Consider the following 20225-nt stretch of genomic DNA (forward strand, 5'->3'; position numbering starts at 1 on the left):
GGAAAGAACACCTATGTCCGAGCACGCAGAGATCTTTGAAGTTGGCCCCCGCGACGGTTTGCAAAACGAGGCCCGCGATATTCCGGTGGCCGAGAAAATCGCGTTGGTGGATTTGCTCAGTTCGGCGGGGTTCAAGCGGATCGAATGTGCCAGTTTTGTTTCCCCCAAATGGGTGCCGCAGATGGCGGGCAGTGGCGAAGTTCTGGCGGGAATCACCCGGGCTGCGGGTGTACGTTATGGTGCGTTGACCCCGAACATGCGCGGATTTGAAGATGCCAGAGCGGCGGGTGCCGACGAAATCGCGGTGTTTGGCTCAGCGTCCGAGGGGTTCTCGAAGGCAAATGTGAATGCCACAATCGAGGAATCGCTAGACCGCTTTGCGCCCGTGATCGAGGCGGCACGCATGATCGATCTGCCCGTGCGCGGCTATGTGTCTTGCGTGGTCGGCTGCCCCTATGACGGCGATGTTGACCCGGCGGATGTTGCCCGTGTGGCTGACCGATTGTTTGCGATGGGCTGTTACGAGGTGTCCTTGGGTGACACGATCGGCGCGGGCACGCCCGACAACATCGCGCGCATGTTGATGGCGGTGCGTGACGTGGTCCCTGTGGGCCGGTTAGCGGCACATTATCACGACACAAAAGGGCGGGCGATGGACAACATCGATGCGTCTATCGCGCTGGGCGTGCGGGTGTTTGACGCCGCCGTTGGTGGTTTGGGCGGTTGCCCGTTTGCGCCGGGTGCTGCGGGCAATGTGGCGACCGAAGATGTGGCCGCGCATCTGGCCCGATTGGGCTATGAAACCGGTTTGGATCTGGATGTTGTGGCGAAAGCGGCTGAAATGGCCAAAGCCATGAGGGGCTAGGAATGTTCAAGACTCTGGACCTTGATGTGGATGCGCGCGGCGTGGCCACATTGACCCTGAACCGTGCCGAAAAGCACAACGCCTTGTCGGCAGTGATGCTGGCGGAATTGACACAGGTGGCCCATGATTTGGGCGCGGACGATGCGGTGCGTGTTGTCGTATTGACAGGGGCCGGGCGCAGCTTTTGTGCGGGCGGTGACCTTGCGTGGATGCAAGAGCAAATGGCGTCTGATCCCGAAACCCGAGGGCGCGAGGCGGCCAAGCTGGCGCATATGTTGCAGGCAATGAATACGATGCCCAAACCGCTGATCGGCGCGCTGCAAGGCAATGCATTTGGCGGCGGTGTTGGCATGGCTGCGGTCTGTGACGTGGCGATTGGCGTCGACAGCCTACGGATGGGGTTCACCGAAACGCGTCTTGGCATTATTCCGGCCACCATCGGCCCCTACATTATCGCGCGTATGGGCGAGGGGCGGGCGCGTCGTGTGTTCATGTCGGCGCGCCTGTTTGCGGCGCAAGAGGCCGTCGATCTGGGGTTATTAGCGCGCGCGGTGCCCGCAGCCGATTTGCCCGCCGCGATTGAGGCCGAAGTCGAACCTTACCTGTCTTGCGCGCCGGGGGCTGTTGCGTCCGCCAAGGCTTTGGCGCGCGCGTTGGGTCCGCACATCGGCGAGGACACGATTGCGATGACGATTGCGGCGCTTAAATCCCGCTGGGAAACGGATGAGGCCGCAGAAGGCATCGGTGCGTTCTTTGACAAGCGCAAAGCGGCGTGGATGCCCAAGGCTTAGTCGCGCGGGTTCTCGAGGAATTCGATCTCAATAAAAGCGCATTCGAAATCATTGGCGCTAATCACGTCATGCTCTGCCCCTAGTTCCCGAAAATACGGAACGCCGGTTTTCATCTCCGCCAAAGTGCGATTACCATCGGCCCCGAGAATTTCGAGTTGCCCGTCGAACATCGGCACCACAACATAGTCATAGTCATGACGGTGCCAGCCGGTGTTGTTTCCACGCGCGCGAAATCGCCATTCAGTGACCCGGGTTCGAGTATTTTCGATCAGAACAATCGGGGTGGCGGTGCCTGGGGCTGCGGGGGTGCACATATCATGTCTCCTGGTGGTTTGAGCAGGCTAGGGCGCATCGCAGGAATACGATAGGGCCAGATCGATTACGACACCCGGCCAGAATCAGGTGATGCTGATCTGCTGTTCGTTTTGTGGCTTCTGTTTTCCAAACTGCGCACAAAACCTTGAGGGCAGTTGAATTTAGTGAGCACGAATGTGGCGTCGTTTAACGGTTTTTGAACTTGTGATGCACTAGTGCGGCATAACGGCCTTGGATGGAGCGAAAACCTGTGGCTGTTGGTTGACCCTGACAAGTCACAGGGCTAAACCCATGATCGTCAACTTCGCCACTTGGCCGCGCGGGCAAAACGCCGTTTCGCGATACACAAGGAGCCACCATGGAAGAGATGTTGCGGGAGTACCTCCCAATTCTCGTTTTTCTGGCCGTTGCCATCGGCCTCGGTCTAGCCCTCATTCTAGCTGCTGTTGTGATTGCGGTGCGCAATCCGGACCCTGAAAAGGTGTCAGCCTATGAATGTGGATTTAATGCATTTGATGATGCGCGAATGAAATTTGATGTCCGGTTTTATCTGGTGTCGATCCTGTTCATCATCTTCGATCTGGAAATCGCCTTTCTGTTCCCTTGGGCCGTGGCCTTTAAGGACGTCAGCATGGTTGGGTTCTGGTCGATGATGGTCTTTTTGGGCGTGCTGACCGCAGGCTTTGCATACGAGTGGAAAAAGGGAGCGCTGGAATGGCAGTAAGGGCCACAGCAGAGGGCGACAAAGATTTCGCCACACAATCCTTGAACGCAGAATTGCAGGACAAGGGCTTTCTTCTGACCTCGACCGAGGATCTGATCAACTGGGCCCGCACAGGTTCGTTGCACTGGATGACCTTTGGTTTGGCGTGCTGTGCAGTCGAAATGATGCACACGTCAATGCCGCGCTATGACCTTGAGCGGTTTGGCACGGCACCTCGTGCGTCCCCGCGCCAGTCCGATCTGATGATCGTGGCCGGTACATTGACCAACAAAATGGCACCGGCCTTGCGCAAAGTTTACGACCAGATGCCAGAGCCACGCTACGTGATTTCGATGGGCTCCTGCGCCAACGGCGGCGGCTATTACCACTACAGTTATTCGGTCGTGCGCGGCTGTGATCGCATCGTGCCGGTCGATGTTTACGTGCCCGGTTGCCCGCCAACCGCAGAGGCTTTGTTGTACGGCATCATGCAACTGCAACGCAAAATGCGCCGCACCGGCACAATCGTTCGATAGGGGCTGACAGATGACTGAAGCACTCACAGAACTCGGCACCTACATCGAAGCCAAACGCCCCGATTGCGTGCTGGCATGGGATATCACCCACGACGAATTAAACGTCGATGTGGCTCCGGCCAGCATCACCGGCTTGGTTGAGTTTTTGAAAACGGATTCCACCTGCAAATTTTCCAGCCTCGTGGATATCACAGCTGTTGACTACGCGGGCCGCGCGAAACGCTTCGACGTGGTCTACCATTTCCTGTCGATGTACCAAAACCATCGCATCCGTCTGCGCGTCTCTGTTCGCGAGGATCAAATGGTGCCATCGATCTGTGAAATCCACCCGTCAGCCAACTGGTTCGAACGTGAAGTCTTTGACATGTTCGGCATCCTGTTTTCCGGCCACCCGGATTTGCGCCGTATCCTCACGGACTATGGTTTTCGCGGCTACCCGCTGCGCAAAGATTTCCCGACTACCGGTTACACCGAGGTCCGCTACGACGAAGCGCAGAAACGCGTCATTTATGAACCGGTCAGCCTTGTGCAGGAATACCGCCAGTTCGATTTTATGAGCCCGTGGGAAGGTGCCGAATACATCCTGCCCGGGGATGAGAAAAAAGACGAGGCGGCGAAATGAGCGGTTTTTGGTGGCTTGCAATTTCGGCACTGACGATCATCCCGATGGTCAAGCTGCTGCCGTTCTTTGGCATCAACAAATACTGGGCTGCTGTGGCTGTTGTTCCTGTCGGTACGGTGGGCTTGCTGTGGTACATGGCGGTCAAACTGCAAGAGCTGGAGAAGCGCTAGTGCACGCGGGATTTCCAGACATTACATGGTTTCACTCAATGGCAGGGGTCTTTGCCCTTTTTGTGATGGCCGCACTGTTCTTGTTGCCTGCACGAGTATTACAAAAGCGACATGACTATCCGGCGTGGACGTTGGTTTTTGGTTTGGTGCCGTATCTCGGCCCGTATATCCTGCTCTGGGCACTTGCCACATCTGAGCCACGAAAAGTTGAAGAGGTCTTTAAATGATGGACGGCACCAAAGGTTTCGATGACGCCCTGACGGGCGAGCAGAAAATCCGCAATTTCAACATCAACTTTGGCCCGCAGCACCCTGCAGCGCACGGGGTTTTGCGTCTGGTTCTGGAACTTGACGGCGAAGTTGTTGAACGTTGCGATCCGCACATCGGCCTGCTGCACCGTGGCACCGAAAAGCTGATGGAAAGCCGCACGTATTTGCAAAACCTGCCGTATTTCGACCGGCTGGATTACGTGGCCCCTATGAACCAGGAACATGCTTGGTGCTTGGCCATCGAAAAGCTGACAGGCGTCGAAGTGCCCCGCCGTGCATCCCTGATCCGCGTGTTATATTGTGAAATCGGTCGGGTGTTGAACCACCTGCTGAACGTGACGACGCAGGCCTTGGATGTTGGCGCACTAACGCCGCCGCTCTGGGGCTTTGAAGAGCGCGAAAAGCTGATGATCTTTTACGAACGCGCATGTGGCGCGCGTTTGCACGCGGCCTATTTCCGTCCTGGTGGTGTGCATCAGGATCTGCCGGATGACCTACTTGATGACATCGAAACATGGGCCAACGAATTCCCCAACATGCTGGGGGACATCGACGGCTTGCTGACCGAAAACCGTATTTTCAAACAGCGCAACTGCGACATTGGCGTGGTCACAGAACAAGACATTTTGGACTTTGGTTTTTCCGGCGTCATGGTGCGTGGATCTGGTTTTGCATGGGATTTGCGCCGCTCGCAGCCCTATGAATGCTACGATGAATTCGATTTCCAAATTCCGGTGGGCAAGAACGGCGACTGCTACGATCGCTACCTGTGCCGCATGGAAGAAATGCGCCAATCCACGTCGATCATCAAACAGGCGATCGTTAAACTGCGCGAAACGCCGGGTGACGTGATGGCGCGGGGCAAAATCTCGCCGCCCAGCCGGTCTGACATGAAAACCTCGATGGAAAGCTTGATCCACCACTTCAAGCTGTACACCGAAGGGTTCCACGTGCCGGCCGGCGAAATCTATGTCGCCGTTGAGGCGCCCAAAGGTGAATTTGGCGTGTATCTTGTGTCGGATGGCTCCAACAAACCGTACCGCACAAAAATCCGTGCGCCGGGCTTCCTGCATTTGCAGGCGATGGACCACATCTCGAAGGGGCACCAACTGGCTGATGTCGCCGCGATCATCGGCACGATGGACGTGGTGTTCGGAGAGATTGACCGATGATGCTTTGCCTAGCGACCACGTATTCTTCTGAAAAAACTGCCGCCCAAGGGTCCCGTACACTTCGCGCAACTCAAGGTCTGACTTAATGCTTCGCCGTCTTCATAAAGAACAACCCGCCAGCTTTGCATTCACGCCCGCGAACCAGGCTTGGGCCGAGGCGCAGATCACGAAATACCCCGAGGGTCGTCAGGCGTCGGCGATCATTCCGTTGTTTTGGCGCGCTCAAGAACAGACCGGTTGGTTGACCCGCCCAGCGATTGAACACGTATCCGAAATGCTGGGCCTTGCCTACATTCGCGGGCTCGAAGTTGCGTCGTTTTATTTCATGTTCCAACTGCAACCTGTCGGGTCCGTGGCCCACATTCAGGTGTGCGGCACGACGTCCTGCATGATTTGCGGGGCAGAGGATTTGATGGAGGTTTGCAAAGATAAAATCGCTGCCAAGCCGCATGAGATTTCCGCTGATGGCAAGTTTTCTTGGGAAGAGGTTGAATGCCTCGGGTCGTGTTCCAACGCGCCTATGGCCCAGATCGGCAAGGATTATTTTGAGGATCTGACAGCCGCGCGTTTTGGCGAAATCATCGACGAATTGGCGGCAGGCAAGGTGCCAACACCGGGCCCTCAGAATGGCCGCTATGCTGCAGAACCGCTGAGTGGTCTGACCAGCTTGACGGAATATGACAGCGGCAAAACGCAGTACAACGCGTCTGTGCAACTGGCCACAGACATCGGTGACACGATCAAACGCATTGATGGCACCGAAGTGCCACTGCTGGCCCCGTGGCAGGGAAAATCGGCGAAATCGGCCGCAAAACCAGCGGCAAAGGCCAAGGCAAAGCCAGCGCTAAAAGCAATTTCCAAAGCGCCGGCGTCGAAAGCCAAGTCAATCGCCAAGCCCAAAACGACAGCCGCAGCAGCACCCGTTGCAGCAGATGGTCCCGGCAAGAAACCCCGCACCATGAAGGCACCGCGCAAGGCCGGTGCGGATGATCTTAAGTTGATCAAGGGCGTTGGTCCAAAGATGGAAACCTTGCTGCATGGCTTGGGCTTTTTCCATTTTGATCAAGTGTCCAAATGGTCGGCGGACGAAGTTGCGTGGGTTGATCAGAACCTCGAAGGGTTCAAAGGCCGCGTGAGCCGCGATTCTTGGGTCGATCAGGCAAAGTCACTCGCTGCGGGTGAAGAAACAGAATTTTCCCAACGCGCCAAAAAAGACGGTATCTATAAGAAATAATAAAAAACTGACGGAACTTCTGAACGGGAGAGGGACAAGACATGAACAATTCAACAAGGAATGCCAACTGCGCAATGACGTGCTGGATCGTCGCTGCATTGGCGGGGCTGCTTGCAGCCGTGCTGTTGTGGGTGATCGGCGACTGGGGCTTTATCCAAGGCCTGTTTGTCGGCGCATTGATTTTCATCATTGGGGGTGCATTGTTGCAGTGGTTGCTGTGCAAACCATTGCCTGCGCCGAATGCAATTGATGACAGCCAAACGCCTTTGGCGCGCGCGCAAGCCGCAAATGCCGGTGTTGCTGTTGCCGCGACAGCCGCTGCTGGTGCAACTGCATCCTCCTTGATGGGCGGTTCGGGTGATGCGGATATTTCTGGTGGTGCCGGTGATGACACACTGGCGGGCGGCGGCGCTGCGGATGATTTGAGCGGCACGGCTGCTGCATCATCCAAAACCGCTGCTGTGAAACCTTCTGCGAGCCTTAAAGGCACGCAAGAGTTGGCTGAACGCAAGGGCGATTGGAAATACGAAAAACCTGCGGATGCAAAACCCGCAAAAGCGCCGGCCAAAAAGACCGCGGCTAAGAAAGCACCTGCCAAGAAAACCGCAACTGCTAAGGCCGCTGGTGCAGCGGCAACAGCCGACGCCAAAACAGCCAGCGCAAAGAAAGCGCCAGCCAAGGCAAAAGCACCTGCAAAAGCCAAGGCCGCTGCGACGGCTAAACCTGCTGCTGCAAAAGCTGCCGCGCCTAAGGCTGCTGCAAAAACAGCGGCTTCTAAAGCCACGGCTAAAACAGCAGCACCAAAAGCTGCTGCTAAAGCTGCTGCTAAAGCTGCCGCGCCAAAGGCCGCAGCTAAATCGGCTGCAAAACCAGTGGCAGCTGATGGCAAACCAGCCTTGCTTAAGAAAGCGCGCGCAAGCGGTGCTGACGATTTGAAGCAAATCAAAGGGGTTGGCCCGGGTCTGGAAAAAACCTTGAACGAACTGGGGTTTTTCCACTTCGATCAGGTTGCTGGTTGGCGCAAGAAAGAAATTCAGTGGGTTGATGACCGCCTGAAATTCAAAGGCCGCATTGAACGTGACGAGTGGACCAAGCAGGCCAAGGTTTTGGCCAAGGGCGGCACCACCGAATTTTCGAAAAAAGTGAAGAAAGGTGGCGTTTACTAAACGCCATTAGACAATGATGCAGAGCCAGGACAAAACCACCAAAGCCGGACAGCGCGCGTCGCTGTTCATCGCTGGATTGGGCGTGTTTTGGCTCTGTATTAACCTTGCGGGGAATTATTTCGGCTGGTCCAACGGGACACGTGCCTTTTTTGACCTCGCGGTGCTGGCCGGTTTCGGTTTTGCACTTTGGATCGTATTCAACATCTGGCGCACCCGCCAGAAAGACAAAGGCTAGCGATATGCTGCAGGACAAAGACCGGATCTTTACCAATATTTACGGCATGCATGATCGTACTTTGGCAGGCGCACAAGCGCGTGGTCATTGGGACGGCACGGCCAAGATGATCAAAAAAGGCCGTGACTGGATCATCGACGAGATGAAAAATTCCGGTCTGCGTGGCCGTGGTGGTGCGGGTTTCCCGACGGGTCTGAAATGGTCGTTTATGCCCAAAGAAAGCGACGGTCGTCCGTCCTATCTGGTGGTGAACGCGGATGAATCCGAGCCGGGCACCTGCAAAGACCGCGAGATCATGCGCCATGATCCACACACGTTGATCGAGGGCTGTTTGATCGCGTCCTTCGCAATGAACGCTAACGCCTGCTACATCTACATTCGAGGCGAATACATCCGCGAAAAAGAAGCGCTGCAAGCCGCCATCGACGAGGCATACGACGCCGGTCTGGTTGGCAAAAACGCCTGCAAATCCGGTTGGGATTTCGACATTTATCTGCACCACGGGGCCGGGGCCTACATTTGCGGCGAAGAAACCGCATTGCTGGAATCCCTCGAGGGCAAAAAAGGCATGCCGCGGATGAAACCGCCATTCCCTGCGGGCGCTGGCCTGTACGGCTGCCCGACAACGGTGAACAATGTGGAATCCATCGCTGTGGTGCCAACGATTTTGCGTCGCGGCGCTGACTGGTTCAGCAGTTTCGGCCGCCCGAACAATGCAGGCACAAAACTGTTTGCGATCTCTGGCCACGTCAACAATCCCTGTGTTGTCGAAGAAGCGATGTCGATTGGTTTCGAGGAACTGATCGAAAAGCACTGCGGCGGTATTCGCGGTGGCTGGAGCAATCTTAAGGCGGTCATTCCGGGCGGATCCTCTGTGCCGATGATCCCCGGCGCGCAGATGAAAGACGCGATCATGGATTTTGACTATTTGCGTGAACAGCGCTCTGGTTTGGGGACGGCAGCGGTCATCGTGATGGACAATTCCACCGACGTGATCAAAGCGATCTGGCGGTTGTCCAAATTCTACAAACATGAATCTTGTGGCCAATGCACGCCGTGCCGAGAAGGCACCGGCTGGATGATGCGCGTCATGGACCGTCTGGTAACAGGCGAGGCAGAGCCTGAAGAGATCGACATGTTGTTGGACGTCACCAAACAAGTTGAAGGCCACACGATTTGTGCCCTTGGTGATGCCGCCGCTTGGCCGATCCAAGGTTTGATCCGCCATTTCCGTGATGAAATCGAGGATCGCATCAAACACAAACGCACCGGACGCGTCAGCGCCGTGGCGGCTGAGTAAGAATTTTAAGTAGAGGATCGTATCATGCGCGGTGAGGTTTTAGCCTTTAACAAGCAAACGGGTACCGGCGTCATCAGTGGCGAAGACGGCAACCGTTATGACTTTGCTGGTGTTGATGTGCCGGAACATTTTTCTGCGATCCGGGATGGCGTGACAGTTGATTTCACGCCTGAGCAATCTCGGGCCGGTGCGATCTATGTTGTGAAAGGCGCGCAAACCAGCCTTTCGGCGGGACCAAAGGACAAAATCATCGCAGCCGTGCTTGCGTTTTTCCTTGGTGGGTTAGGTGTGCACAAATTCTATCTGGGCAAGCGCAACGCCGGTATCATCATGTTGGTGGCGTCCGTGGGGGGCGCGATCCTGTTCCTGATCCCGACGATGATTATCGGTCTGATAGCGTTTATCGAGGCCATAATTTATCTGGTGAAATCCGAAGACGAATTCCAGCGGGACTATGTTCAAGGGAACAAATCATGGTTCTAGGAAAACTTCTTTTCGTCAATCGACACGTCGCCGCGGCTTTGCTGGCCGTTTCATTTAACTCGCTTACACAAATCTAGGGGCGTTTGGTGCAATCGTTGAACTCAATTTCTCTGGCAATCGCCGCTGTGTGCATGATCGGGGCCAATGTTGTTTCGGCAGCTGATCGTCCAGCACCGGCGTATTACCTTGAGGCGTTGATTGACACGACGACAGCCCAGCAATTGGCGCTGTCATGCCCCAGCTTAAGCGTTGATTTGGCCGTGATGGCCAAAGCCACCGGCGTTGTGATCAATCGTCTTGAGGCGGATGGATTTACCATGACAGCCGAGCAAACCGGCATGCTCAGTTCTGAGGATGCGTTGACCGCACGCCAGCAGGTGTTCGTTGCAAAACATGGGTTGGAAACGCCGACGCCAGACCTTGTCTGTGCAGCAGGCAAAGCGGAAATCGCGGAAGGAACAGTAATGGGTAGCTTTTTGATAGAGGTCCAGCCATGAAAATTGCCAGCCTAAGTATCGCGGTCCTTTTGGGCGCGTCCCTTTTGTCTGCGTGCAGCAAAGCAGAAGATCGCGTTACGTTTGACGGCCAGTTTTTCCGCGCAAAACTGTCTAAGGTCGACAAGCAACGTGATCAGTTTTCGATTGAGGTGTCACCTGTCTCTGCATCCCTTGATGGGGCACGTGATGCCGGGCGTTACGAGGCAACTAGATACTGCATCAAGAACTTCGGCACGTCGGCAGTTATCTGGGCAATGGGCCCTGACGCAGAAGATGGCACATTGCGTGTCGAAAATGATAAATTGCAACTGCGTGGAGCCTGCAATCCGTGATCAGCTACGCCGCATATTGCCTGATATGTGCCTTAGGAACCGCTTGTTATTGCATAACAAGGGGCACAGTTCCCACGTCTACAAAGGCGCGCGTGCTTAACGCACCACGCTTTTGTCAGAAAAGGAAACTGTGATGAAAAAAGTAATGATGACTGCCGCCGCTGCCGCCGTGTTGGCGACCTCTGTTCAGGCCAAGCCGAATTTGCGTGACGTCTCGGCCATTGATGACGGGCTTCTGGCGGTGGCATTGGCGAACGAAATTCGCAATAAATGTGCTAATATTTCTCCACGCATGCTCAAGGCATTGCGCTTTGTGAACGGACTGCGCGATAAGGCCCGTAACATGGGGTATAGTGACACTGAAATCGACGCTTACCGCAAATCGGATGTGGAAAAAGAGCGGCTGAAAGCAAAAGGCTATGCCTATCTTGAGGCCAATGGCGTGATTAACGGACAGCCGGAAACCTATTGTGCGCTCGGGCGTGCAGAAATCGAAAAATCGAGCCAGATTGGCGCGTTACTCAAGGTGAATTGACGCATGAGCGACCTTCGCAAGATCAACATCGACGGACATGAAATCGAAGTGGACGGGGCCATGACCCTGATCCAGGCTTGTGAGCAGGCGGGGGTCGAAATCCCGCGGTTCTGTTATCACGAACGTCTGTCCATCGCGGGCAATTGCCGCATGTGCTTGGTCGAAGTTGTCGGTGGTCCGCCCAAACCTGCTGCGTCTTGTGCGATGCAGGTGCGCGATTTGCGTCCCGGTCCCGAGGGGCAGGCACCGGTTGTCAAAACCAATTCGCCGATGGTCAAAAAGGCCCGCGAAGGCGTGATGGAATTTCTACTGATCAACCACCCGTTGGATTGCCCGATTTGCGATCAGGGCGGCGAATGCGATTTGCAAGATCAGGCCATGGCCTACGGCGTTGATTTCAGCCGTTTCCGCGAACCAAAACGCGCGACCGAAGATCTGGACCTGGGCCCGCTGGTCGAAACCCACATGACGCGCTGCATTTCGTGCACGCGTTGCGTTCGTTTCACAACCGAGGTCGCCGGCATTCACCAGATGGGCCAAACTGGTCGTGGTGAAGATGCAGAAATCACGTCTTACTTGGGCGAAACGCTTGATTCCAACTTGCAGGGCAACATCATTGACCTGTGTCCGGTTGGCGCGTTGGTCTCGAAACCCTACGCGTTCACGGCCCGTCCCTGGGAGTTGACCAAAACTGAATCCGTCGATGTGATGGACGCGCTTGGGTCCAACATTCGTGTGGACACCAAAGGCCGTGAAGTCATGCGCTTTATGCCGCTGAACCACGATGGTGTGAACGAGGAATGGATTTCCGACAAAACCCGTTTCGTGTGGGATGGTTTGCGCCGTCAACGTTTGGACACGCCCTATATCCGCGAAAACGGCAAGCTGCGCAAAGCCAGCTGGCCCGAGGCGCTTAGCGCTGTTGCCGCTGCGATGAACGGGAAAAAGATTGCTGGCCTTGTGGGTGATCTGGTTTCGGTTGAGGCGGCGTTCGCGCTCAAGACCTTGATCGAGGGGCAGGGCGGCGTTGTTGAATGTCGCACGGATGGGGCCAAATTGCCGAGTGGCAATCGCTCTGGCTACGTTGGCAATGGCTGCATCGAAGACATTGATACGGCAGACAAAATCATCCTGATCGGTACCAATCCTCGGGTTGAAGCACCGGTTTTGAATGCGCGTCTGCGCAAGGCTTGGTCGCGTGGCGCAACCGTTGCAATGATCGGTGAGCAGGTTGATCTGACGTTCGATGTGATCAACTTGGGCACAGGACGTGACGCATTGGCTGGTTTGGCCGCGATGGATCATTCCGACAAGCAGGGCGAAAATGGCCTGATGATCATCGGCTCCGGTGCATTAAACGAAGCCGACGGCGCTGCCGTTCTGGGCACGGCGATGCAGGTGGCACAAGCGGCAGGATCGAAGTTGATGATCTTGCACACCGCTGCGGGTCGCGTGGGGGCTATGGATATCGGTGCTACAAACGATGGTGGCATGGACGCTGTGTCGCAAGCCGAGGTGATCTATAATCTTGGCGCGGATGAGGTGGATATCGCCGCTGGCCCGTTCGTTATTTATCAAGGGTCGCACGGCGATCGTGGCGCGCATCGCGCTGACATCATCCTGCCGGGTGCCGCCTATACCGAAGAAGCCGGTCTGTTTGTGAACACCGAAGGGCGCCCGCAACTTGCGCAGCGCGCCAGCTTTGCCCCGGGTGAGGCCAAGGAAAACTGGGCCGTCTTGCGCGCGCTAAGCGGTGAAATGGATGCCACATTGCCCTTCGACAGCATTGCGCAGTTGCGCACAGCGATTGTCGCCGCAGTGCCGCATTTGGGTGACATCGATGTTGTCGCTGAAAACGCGTGGAATGCCGAGAAAGCTGGCAAACTTGGCAAGGCAGATTTCCGCACTGCGATCAGCGATTTCTACCTGACCAATCCGATTGCGCGTGCCAGCCAATTGATGTCCGAACTTAGCGCGAATGCAAAAGCGCGCAAAGAACAGGCGATTGCGGCTGAATGAAACTGGTGTTCGCTATATCAATGATGCCACTGGCAGCTTGCGAACCGCAGGTTCCGACTGCTGCGCAGTTCATCCCCGAATATTTGGGGATAGAGACGGCTTTGTTGGACGATGATTTGGTGCAATTTAACGTTTCTATGACAAACGCGATTACGGGCGAAGACGTGTCGCGTTATGCGGAATGTGCCGCTGCGCAATATACCTTGATCCGCGGATGGGGTTTTGCGCGTCATGTGCGCACAAATGTGAATGAAGAGGGTGGCGTGTGGTCAGCAGATGCTGTTTACACCATTTCGCCAGCCCTGCCGCGCGGGTTGCGCACGATCGACGCCGAAGTCGTGACTGCGTCCTGTGTGGAAAAGGGAATACCGACGGTGTGAGGACTTATGGCTGACTTCTTTTTCAATACCACGCTCGGCATGTTGCTTGTCATTGTTGGTCAAATTCTACTGGTTGTCGTGCCGCTTTTGCTGGCGCTGGCATTCCTGATGTACGCAGATCGCAAGATCTGGGCGGCGGTCATGATGCGCCGTGGTCCCAACGTGGTTGGCGTTTTTGGCCTGCTGCAAAGCTTTGCGGATTTCGGCAAATACATCGTCAAGGAAATCGTTGTGCCTGCGGGTGCCGACAAGGCCGTGTTCTTTATGGCACCGATGGTCACGTTGGTGATGTCGCTGATCGCTTGGGCCGTGATCCCGTTCAATGATGGCTGGGTATTGTCCAACATCAACGTCGCGATCCTGTATGTTTTCGCGGTGTCCTCGCTTGAAGTGTACGGCGTGATCATGGGCGGCTGGGCGTCGAATTCTAAATACCCGTTCTTGGGATCTTTGCGCTCTGCCGCGCAGATGATTTCGTACGAAGTGTCCATTGGTTTGATCATCATCGGCATCGTAATCAGCTCTGGTTCTTTGAACTTTGGTGAAATCGTTGCCGCGCAAGATACCGGTGCAGGGATGCTGGGCTGGTACTGGTTGCCGCACTTCCCGATGCTGATCTTGTTCTTTATCAGCGCGTTAGCCGAAACCAACCGCCCACCGTTCGATTTGCCAGAGGCTGAGTCAGAACTGGTTGCCGGCTATCAGGTTGAATATTCATCTACGCCATTCCTGTTGTTCATGATCGGTGAACTGGTGGCAGTGGTGCTGATGTGCGCGCTGATCTCGCTGATGTTCTTGGGTGGCTGGTTGTCACCGCTGCCATTCTTGCCGGATGGCATCTTCTGGATGGTTGCCAAAATCGGCCTCGTGTTCTTTTTCTTCTCGATGGTCAAGGCAATCACGCCGCGCTATCGCTACGACCAACTGATGCGTTTGGGCTGGAAAGTGTTCCTGCCGTTCTCATTGTTTTGGGTCGTGTTCGTGGCGTTTGCCGCCAAATTTGACTGGTTCTGGGGCATCTATGCCCGCTGGGCCGTAGGGGGTTAATCATGACACAAATCGACTATACCCGTGCCGCTAAGTATTTCCTGCTCAATGACTATTGGGTTGGGTTCAAACTGGGGATGAAGCATTTTTTCCGCCCCAAGGTGACAATCAACTACCCGCATGAAAAAGGCCCGCTTAGCCCGCGGTTTCGTGGTGAACATGCGCTGCGCCGTTATGCAAATGGCGAAGAACGTTGCATCGCGTGCAAGCTGTGCGAGGCGGTGTGCCCGGCCCAAGCGATCACAATCGACGCCGAACCCCGCGAGGATGGCTCGCGCCGCACCACGCGCTATGACATTGACATGACCAAATGCATCTACTGCGGTTTTTGCCAAGAAGCTTGCCCGGTGGACGCAATCGTAGAAGGCCCGAATTTCGAGTTCTCAACCGAGACCCGCGAAGAGCTGTACTACGACAAGGACAAGCTGCTCGCCAACGGCGATCGTTGGGAAGCAGAAATCGCGCGTAATCTAGAATTGGACGCGCCCTACCGATGAGCACTCCCGTCAATCCCTTTGCCGATATGATGGCCAAAATGCAGGAGCAGATGCAGGACATGTCAAAAGGCATGCCCGGTCTTGACGCGTTCTCGCCCGCTGCATTCGAGGCGATGATGGGCACGATGCCCAAAGAGATGATGGAAGCCATGTTCGGCAACAAGCTGGACGAGGGCGCACTTGATGCCCGCACCAAATTACTGCTGACGTTGGCTGGTTTAACCATGCAAGGCGCGCAAAACGAGGTGGCTGTGCGTCAAACTGTGCGTCATGCGCAGGCGGCGGGTGCAACGGAACAACATATTACCGAAACGATTGGGATGATGGCGATGTTCGCCGGTCTTCCCGCAGTGACCCGCGCCACGGAGCTGGCAAAGCAGGCCCTGACTGACAAAAAGACGTCTGACAACAAGGATGACGAAACATGAGCGTGTTTGCCTTTTACCTCTTTGCGATTTCTGTGATCGCCGGTGGTTTCTTTACCGTGGTTAGCCGTAATCCGGTGCACTCGGTTTTGTGGTTGATCCTGTCATTCCTCAGTGCGGCTGGTCTGTTTGTGCTGTTGGGTGCTGAATTTGTCGCGATGCTGCTGATCATCGTTTATGTCGGTGCGGTTGCAGTCTTGTTTTTGTTTGTCGTGATGATGCTGGACATCGATTTCGCCGAACTGAAAGCCGAGATGGCGAAATACATGCCGTTGGCCTTGCTGATCGGCCTCGTGATCCTGATGCAGTTTGTGATGGCGTTCGGGGCTTGGGAAAGCAATTCAGCCGCAGAAAGTCTGCGCACGAATGTGATGCCCGTTGATCGTCACAACACCGAAGCCTTGGGGCTGATCCTGTACGACCAATATTTCCTGCTGTTCCAACTGTCGGGTTTGATCCTGCTGGTGGCGATGATCGGTGCGATTGTTCTGACACTGCGTCACCGCACAGATGTGAAACGCCAGGATGTGGTCGCGCAAATGATGCGTGATCCAGCTGTCGCGATGGAGCTTAAGGACGTGAAACCGGGGCAGGGGTTGTGAGAGCTGCACCATGACTTGGCAGCGACGCTGCCGTTATTTGAATACGAGACGAAAAATGACCGAGGATAAGACATGATCGGACTAGAACATTACCTGACGGTGGCGGCGACGCTGTTTGTCATCGGCATTTTTGGGCTCTTTCTGAACCGCAAAAACGTAATCATCCTGCTGATGAGTATTGAGCTGATGCTGCTGGCGGTGAACATCAACTTGGTTGCGTTCTCCAGTTTCCTTGGGGACCTGGTCGGTCAGGTGTTTACCTTGTTTGTCCTCACCGTTGCTGCTGCGGAAGCGGCGATTGGTCTGGCGATTTTGGTCTGTTTCTTCCGCAACCGTGGCACAATCGCGGTTGAAGACGTCAATGTAATGAAGGGCTAAGAGCTATGGAACTAACAATACTCTTTGCCCCGCTGATCGGCGCGCTTTTGTGCGGATTTGGCTGGCGTATCATTGGCGAAACCGCGGCGATGTGGGTGTCCACGGGCTTCCTTTTCCTTGCCGCGATCCTGTCTTGGGTAGCATTCCTGTCGTTCGACGGCGTGACCGAGCAGATTCAAATTCTGCGCTGGATCGAAAGCGGTACGCTTAGCACCGATTGGGCGATCCGTATGGACCGTTTGACGGCGATCATGCTGATCGTAATCACGACGGTTTCCAGCCTCGTGCACCTTTATTCCTTTGGCTATATGGCCAATGACCCGCAGTGGCAGACCGGCGAAAGCTATAAGCCGCGCTTCTTTGCGTACCTGTCGTTCTTTACCTTCGCGATGTTGATGTTGGTGACCTCCGACAACCTCGTACAGATGTTCTTTGGTTGGGAAGGGGTTGGCGTTGCCTCGTATCTATTGATCGGTTTTTACTACCGCAAACCAAGTGCCAATGCGGCGGCGATCAAAGCCTTTGTGGTCAACCGCGTGGGCGATTTTGGTTTTGCCTTGGGCATTTTCGCGATCTACATGATCTTTGATTCCGTCCAGTTCAGCGTGATTTTCGCAAATGTGCCAGAGCATGCGACCGAAACGATCAGCTTTCTGTGGGGCGAATGGAACGCCATCGAAGTTATCGCGTTGCTGCTGTTCATCGGTGCGATGGGCAAATCGGCGCAGTTGATTTTGCACACCTGGTTGCCTGACGCGATGGAAGGACCGACACCTGTATCTGCCTTGATCCACGCCGCGACCATGGTAACTGCTGGTGTTTTCCTTGTGTGCCGGATGTCGCCAATCATGGAATTTGCGCCCTACGCGACTGGTTTCATCGTGGTCATCGGGGCCACAACAGCGTTCTTTGCGGCGACGGTTGGCTTGGTTCAAACCGACATCAAACGCGTTATTGCCTATTCTACCTGTTCGCAATTGGGCTACATGTTTGTGGCAGCAGGCGTCGGCATGTATTCGGCAGCTATGTTCCACTTGTTCACGCACGCGTTCTTTAAGGCGATGTTGTTCTTGGGCGCGGGCTCGGTCATTCACGCGATGCACCACGAACAAGACATGAACAATTACGGTGGTTTACGTAAGAAAATCCCGTTCACTTTTGCGGCGATGATGATCGGCACGCTGGCGATTACTGGTGTCGGCATCCCGCTCACGCATTTCGGTTTTGCAGGGTTTTTGTCTAAGGATGCGATCATCGAAAGCGCCTATGCAGGCCAGTCCATGTATGGTTTCTGGTTGCTGGTTTTGGCCGCTGCGATGACGTCGTTCTATTCGTGGCGCTTGATCTTCTTGACGTTCTACGGCGAGGCGCGTGGCGACAAACACACGCACGAGCACGCCCACGAAAGCCCGATGACCATGTTGATACCATTGGGTGTGCTGGCAATTGGCGCGATTTTTGCCGGTATGATCTGGTTCAAACCGTTCTTTGGCCACGTGGACGAAGTTGGTAAATTCTACGGAATTCCAGTCGCCGAAGCCGGCGCACATGGCACAGAGCATGTAGAGGGCACCGAAGACAGCCATGGGACCGCTGCCAAGGAAGGCGAAGCGGAACACCACTACACGTTTGTCGGCAAACCGGGCGAAGGCGCGATTTACATTGCCCCTGATAACCACATTCTGGACGATGCACATGCGGTGCCAAAATGGGTCAAAGTCTCGCCTTTCATCGCGATGCTCTTTGGCTTGATCATGGCGCTGTGGTTCTACATCTGGAACCCGACCTTGCCTGCGCGTTTGGCCGAAAACCAACGTCCGCTGTATCTGTTCCTCAAGAACAAATGGTACTTTGACGAACTTTACGACTTTGTCTTTATCCAGCCGGCCAAGGCACTTGGCCGCTTCCTCTGGAAGAAAGGCGACGGCAATGTCATCGACGGCACATTGAACGGCATCGCCATGGGCATCATCCCATTCTTCACCAAATTGGCAGGGCGCGCGCAGTCCGGCTACATCTTTACCTATGCCTTCGCCATGGTGATCGGGATCGCGGTCCTGGTGACTTGGATGACGATGAGCGGGGGGGCAAACTGATGGACAATATCCTATCAATCGTCACGTTCATCCCTGCGGCTGCTGCCCTGATTATGGCGCTGTTTTTGCGCGGTGATGACGCTGCTGCACGCAAAAATGCCAAGTGGATCGCGATGGTCGCGACAGTTGCGACCTTTGTCGCGTCGCTGTTTGTATTGTCAGGTTTTGACGCCTCCGAGACGAGTTTTCAGATGGTCGAGCAAGGCAGCTGGATCATGGGCTTGCAATACAAAATGGGTGTCGACGGCATCAGCATCCTGTTTGTGATGCTGACAACGTTCATGATGCCGCTGGTGATTGCCGCGTCTTGGAACGTGGAAACGCGGATCAAGGAATACATGATTGCGTTCTTGCTGCTGGAAACGCTGATGCTTGGCGTGTTCATGGCGCTGGATCTGGTGTTGTTCTACCTATTCTTCGAGGCAGGCCTGATCCCGATGTTCCTGATCATTGGCATTTGGGGCGGGGCGAACCGTATCTACGCGAGCTTTAAGTTCTTCCTCTATACCTTCCTTGGATCGGTTCTGATGTTGGTTGCGATGGTTGGGATGTATGCCGACGCGGGCACCACGGATATTGCAATGCTGCTGAAACACGAATTCAGCTATGGAACGATCAACTTGCTAGGCATTCAGGTCGTGGGCGGTTTGCAAACCCTGATGTTCCTTGCGTTCTTTGCCAGCTTCGCGGTGAAAATGCCGATGTGGCCAGTGCATACGTGGTTGCCGGATGCGCACGTGCAGGCCCCGACGGCGGGTTCTGTGGTGCTGGCAGCGATCCTGTTGAAAATGGGCGGCTACGGCTTCTTGCGCTTTTCCTTACCAATGTTTCCTGTCGGGTCCGACGTGATGGCGAACTTTGTTTTGTGGATGTCCGCGATTGCGATTGTCTACACCTCACTGGTCGCCTTGGTCCAAGAAGACATGAAAAAGCTGATCGCCTATTCATCGGTCGCCCACATGGGTTTTGTGACGATGGGGATTTTCTCGGCGAACCAACAAGGTCTGGACGGTGCGATTTTCCAAATGATCAGCCACGGCTTTATCTCGGGGGCTTTGTTCCTGTGTGTCGGCGTGATCTATGACCGCATGCACACCCGAGACATTGATGCCTACGGTGGCCTTGTGAACCGGATGCCGGCCTATGCGATGATCTTTATGTTCTTCACGATGGCCAACGTTGGCTTGCCGGGGACCTCCGGGTTTGTGGGTGAATTCCTGACGTTGATCGCCGTGTTCCAGGTGAACACATGGGTTGCGGCCGTGGCGACAACGGGTGTGATTTTCTCGGCGGCTTACGGCCTGTGGCTGTACCGCCGCGTCGTTATGGGTGACCTGATCAAGGAAAGCCTGAAGTCGATCACGGATATGACCACGCGCGAGCGTTGGATTTTTGCCCCTCTGGTCGTTATGACACTGCTGCTGGGGGTTTATCCTGCCCTTGTTCTCGACATCATCGGCCCGTCTGTTACGGCGCTCGTGACCCAATACGATACGGCACTTGCTGCTGCGGCTGACGCCGTGACACAAGTCGCCTCTCATTAAGAAGGAGCGGGG

Annotated in this window: 26 protein-coding genes; 25 read left to right on the top strand and 1 reads right to left on the bottom strand. The window is 55.2% G+C overall.

Going from position 1 to position 20225, the window contains the following annotated elements; all coding sequences use genetic code 11:
* Positions 1–13: 13 nt before the first annotated feature.
* Complete coding sequence (locus ACFIO0_RS05505) at positions 14–865, top strand: hydroxymethylglutaryl-CoA lyase (RefSeq protein WP_390914350.1); 852 nt, start codon at positions 14–16, stop codon at positions 863–865.
* A gap of 2 nt (positions 866–867) precedes the next feature.
* Positions 868–1656 carry a crotonase/enoyl-CoA hydratase family protein gene (locus tag ACFIO0_RS05510; RefSeq protein WP_390914351.1) on the top strand — a complete coding sequence of 263 codons (789 nt, stop codon included), beginning with the start codon at positions 868–870 and terminating at the stop codon, positions 1654–1656.
* On the opposite strand, the gene ACFIO0_RS05515 is transcribed toward ACFIO0_RS05510, so the two are convergent.
* Entirely contained in the window at positions 1653–1970 is a 318-nt protein-coding gene (locus ACFIO0_RS05515; protein ID WP_390914352.1) for a cupin domain-containing protein, read from the bottom strand. The genes ACFIO0_RS05510 and ACFIO0_RS05515 overlap by 4 nt on opposite strands.
* A 359-nt stretch (positions 1971–2329) precedes the next feature.
* On the opposite strand from ACFIO0_RS05515, the gene ACFIO0_RS05520 reads away from it, so the two are divergent.
* From ACFIO0_RS05520 to ACFIO0_RS05630, 23 genes are all read left to right on the top strand, one after another.
* Positions 2330–2695 (top strand): NADH-quinone oxidoreductase subunit A, encoded by a 366-nt coding sequence (locus ACFIO0_RS05520; protein ID WP_390914353.1) that lies wholly within the window; start codon positions 2330–2332, stop codon positions 2693–2695.
* Positions 2686–3210, top strand: coding sequence for an NADH-quinone oxidoreductase subunit NuoB (locus ACFIO0_RS05525; RefSeq protein ID WP_390914354.1), 525 nt, complete (start codon positions 2686–2688; stop codon positions 3208–3210). Before ACFIO0_RS05520 ends, ACFIO0_RS05525 begins: the two co-directional genes overlap by 10 nt.
* Before the next feature lie 10 nt (positions 3211–3220).
* The gene (locus tag ACFIO0_RS05530) at positions 3221–3832 is read left to right on the top strand and encodes an NADH-quinone oxidoreductase subunit C (protein WP_390914355.1); all 612 of its coding nucleotides are present in this window, start codon (positions 3221–3223) and stop codon (positions 3830–3832) included.
* Positions 3829–4002, top strand: coding sequence for a hypothetical protein (locus tag ACFIO0_RS05535; RefSeq protein ID WP_390914356.1), 174 nt, complete (start codon positions 3829–3831; stop codon positions 4000–4002). Before ACFIO0_RS05530 ends, ACFIO0_RS05535 begins: the two co-directional genes overlap by 4 nt.
* Before the next feature lie 38 nt (positions 4003–4040).
* Positions 4041–4229: a hypothetical protein gene (locus tag ACFIO0_RS05540; protein ID WP_390914357.1), complete on the top strand. Its 189-nt coding sequence runs from the start codon at positions 4041–4043 to the stop codon at positions 4227–4229.
* Positions 4229–5443 carry an NADH-quinone oxidoreductase subunit D gene (locus ACFIO0_RS05545; protein WP_390915285.1) on the top strand — a complete coding sequence of 405 codons (1215 nt, stop codon included), beginning with the start codon at positions 4229–4231 and terminating at the stop codon, positions 5441–5443. Before ACFIO0_RS05540 ends, ACFIO0_RS05545 begins: the two co-directional genes overlap by 1 nt.
* 85 nt (positions 5444–5528) lie before the next feature.
* Entirely contained in the window at positions 5529–6677 is a 1149-nt protein-coding gene (locus ACFIO0_RS05550; protein ID WP_390914358.1) for an NADH-quinone oxidoreductase subunit E, read from the top strand.
* A 41-nt stretch (positions 6678–6718) separates the two neighbouring features.
* The gene (locus ACFIO0_RS05555) at positions 6719–7843 is read left to right on the top strand and encodes a hypothetical protein (protein WP_390914359.1); all 1125 of its coding nucleotides are present in this window, start codon (positions 6719–6721) and stop codon (positions 7841–7843) included.
* A gap of 13 nt (positions 7844–7856) precedes the next feature.
* Positions 7857–8078: a DUF5337 family protein gene (locus ACFIO0_RS05560; protein ID WP_390914360.1), complete on the top strand. Its 222-nt coding sequence runs from the start codon at positions 7857–7859 to the stop codon at positions 8076–8078.
* A 4-nt stretch (positions 8079–8082) separates the two neighbouring features.
* Complete coding sequence (nuoF, locus tag ACFIO0_RS05565) at positions 8083–9378, top strand: NADH-quinone oxidoreductase subunit NuoF (RefSeq protein WP_390914361.1); 1296 nt, start codon at positions 8083–8085, stop codon at positions 9376–9378.
* A gap of 24 nt (positions 9379–9402) precedes the next feature.
* Positions 9403–9861: an NINE protein gene (locus ACFIO0_RS05570; RefSeq protein ID WP_390914362.1), complete on the top strand. Its 459-nt coding sequence runs from the start codon at positions 9403–9405 to the stop codon at positions 9859–9861.
* 86 nt (positions 9862–9947) lie between these two features.
* On the top strand, positions 9948–10358 hold the full coding sequence (locus tag ACFIO0_RS05575) for a DUF5333 family protein (RefSeq protein WP_390914363.1): 411 nt from the start codon (positions 9948–9950) through the stop codon (positions 10356–10358).
* The gene (locus ACFIO0_RS05580; RefSeq protein WP_390914364.1) at positions 10355–10690 is read left to right on the top strand and encodes a hypothetical protein; all 336 of its coding nucleotides are present in this window, start codon (positions 10355–10357) and stop codon (positions 10688–10690) included. The genes ACFIO0_RS05575 and ACFIO0_RS05580 overlap by 4 nt, the downstream gene beginning before the upstream one ends.
* Positions 10691–10823: 133 nt before the next feature.
* Positions 10824–11225, top strand: a complete 402-nt coding sequence (locus ACFIO0_RS05585) for a DUF5333 family protein (protein WP_390914365.1) — start codon at positions 10824–10826, stop codon at positions 11223–11225.
* A 3-nt stretch (positions 11226–11228) separates the two neighbouring features.
* Complete coding sequence (nuoG, locus tag ACFIO0_RS05590; RefSeq protein ID WP_390914366.1) at positions 11229–13244, top strand: NADH-quinone oxidoreductase subunit NuoG; 2016 nt, start codon at positions 11229–11231, stop codon at positions 13242–13244.
* Positions 13241–13624, top strand: coding sequence for a hypothetical protein (locus ACFIO0_RS05595; protein ID WP_390914367.1), 384 nt, complete (start codon positions 13241–13243; stop codon positions 13622–13624). The genes nuoG and ACFIO0_RS05595 overlap by 4 nt, the downstream gene beginning before the upstream one ends.
* 6 nt (positions 13625–13630) lie before the next feature.
* Entirely contained in the window at positions 13631–14671 is a 1041-nt protein-coding gene (gene nuoH / locus ACFIO0_RS05600) for an NADH-quinone oxidoreductase subunit NuoH (protein WP_390914368.1), read from the top strand.
* 2 nt (positions 14672–14673) lie between these two features.
* On the top strand, positions 14674–15168 hold the full coding sequence (gene nuoI / locus ACFIO0_RS05605) for an NADH-quinone oxidoreductase subunit NuoI (protein WP_390914369.1): 495 nt from the start codon (positions 14674–14676) through the stop codon (positions 15166–15168).
* Positions 15165–15596 (top strand): carboxymuconolactone decarboxylase family protein, encoded by a 432-nt coding sequence (locus tag ACFIO0_RS05610; protein ID WP_390914370.1) that lies wholly within the window; start codon positions 15165–15167, stop codon positions 15594–15596. The genes nuoI and ACFIO0_RS05610 overlap by 4 nt, the downstream gene beginning before the upstream one ends.
* Positions 15593–16195: an NADH-quinone oxidoreductase subunit J gene (locus ACFIO0_RS05615; protein ID WP_390914371.1), complete on the top strand. Its 603-nt coding sequence runs from the start codon at positions 15593–15595 to the stop codon at positions 16193–16195. Before ACFIO0_RS05610 ends, ACFIO0_RS05615 begins: the two co-directional genes overlap by 4 nt.
* Before the next feature lie 72 nt (positions 16196–16267).
* Positions 16268–16573, top strand: a complete 306-nt coding sequence (gene nuoK / locus ACFIO0_RS05620) for an NADH-quinone oxidoreductase subunit NuoK (protein ID WP_008553673.1) — start codon at positions 16268–16270, stop codon at positions 16571–16573.
* Between the two features lie 5 nt (positions 16574–16578).
* Entirely contained in the window at positions 16579–18669 is a 2091-nt protein-coding gene (nuoL, locus tag ACFIO0_RS05625; RefSeq protein WP_390914372.1) for an NADH-quinone oxidoreductase subunit L, read from the top strand.
* Positions 18669–20213 carry an NADH-quinone oxidoreductase subunit M gene (locus ACFIO0_RS05630; protein WP_390914373.1) on the top strand — a complete coding sequence of 515 codons (1545 nt, stop codon included), beginning with the start codon at positions 18669–18671 and terminating at the stop codon, positions 20211–20213. The genes nuoL and ACFIO0_RS05630 overlap by 1 nt, the downstream gene beginning before the upstream one ends.
* The last annotated feature ends 12 nt before the right edge of the window (positions 20214–20225 follow it).

This window comes from Pseudosulfitobacter sp. SM2401 (assembly GCF_042932805.1).
Classification (GTDB): domain Bacteria; phylum Pseudomonadota; class Alphaproteobacteria; order Rhodobacterales; family Rhodobacteraceae; genus Ascidiaceihabitans.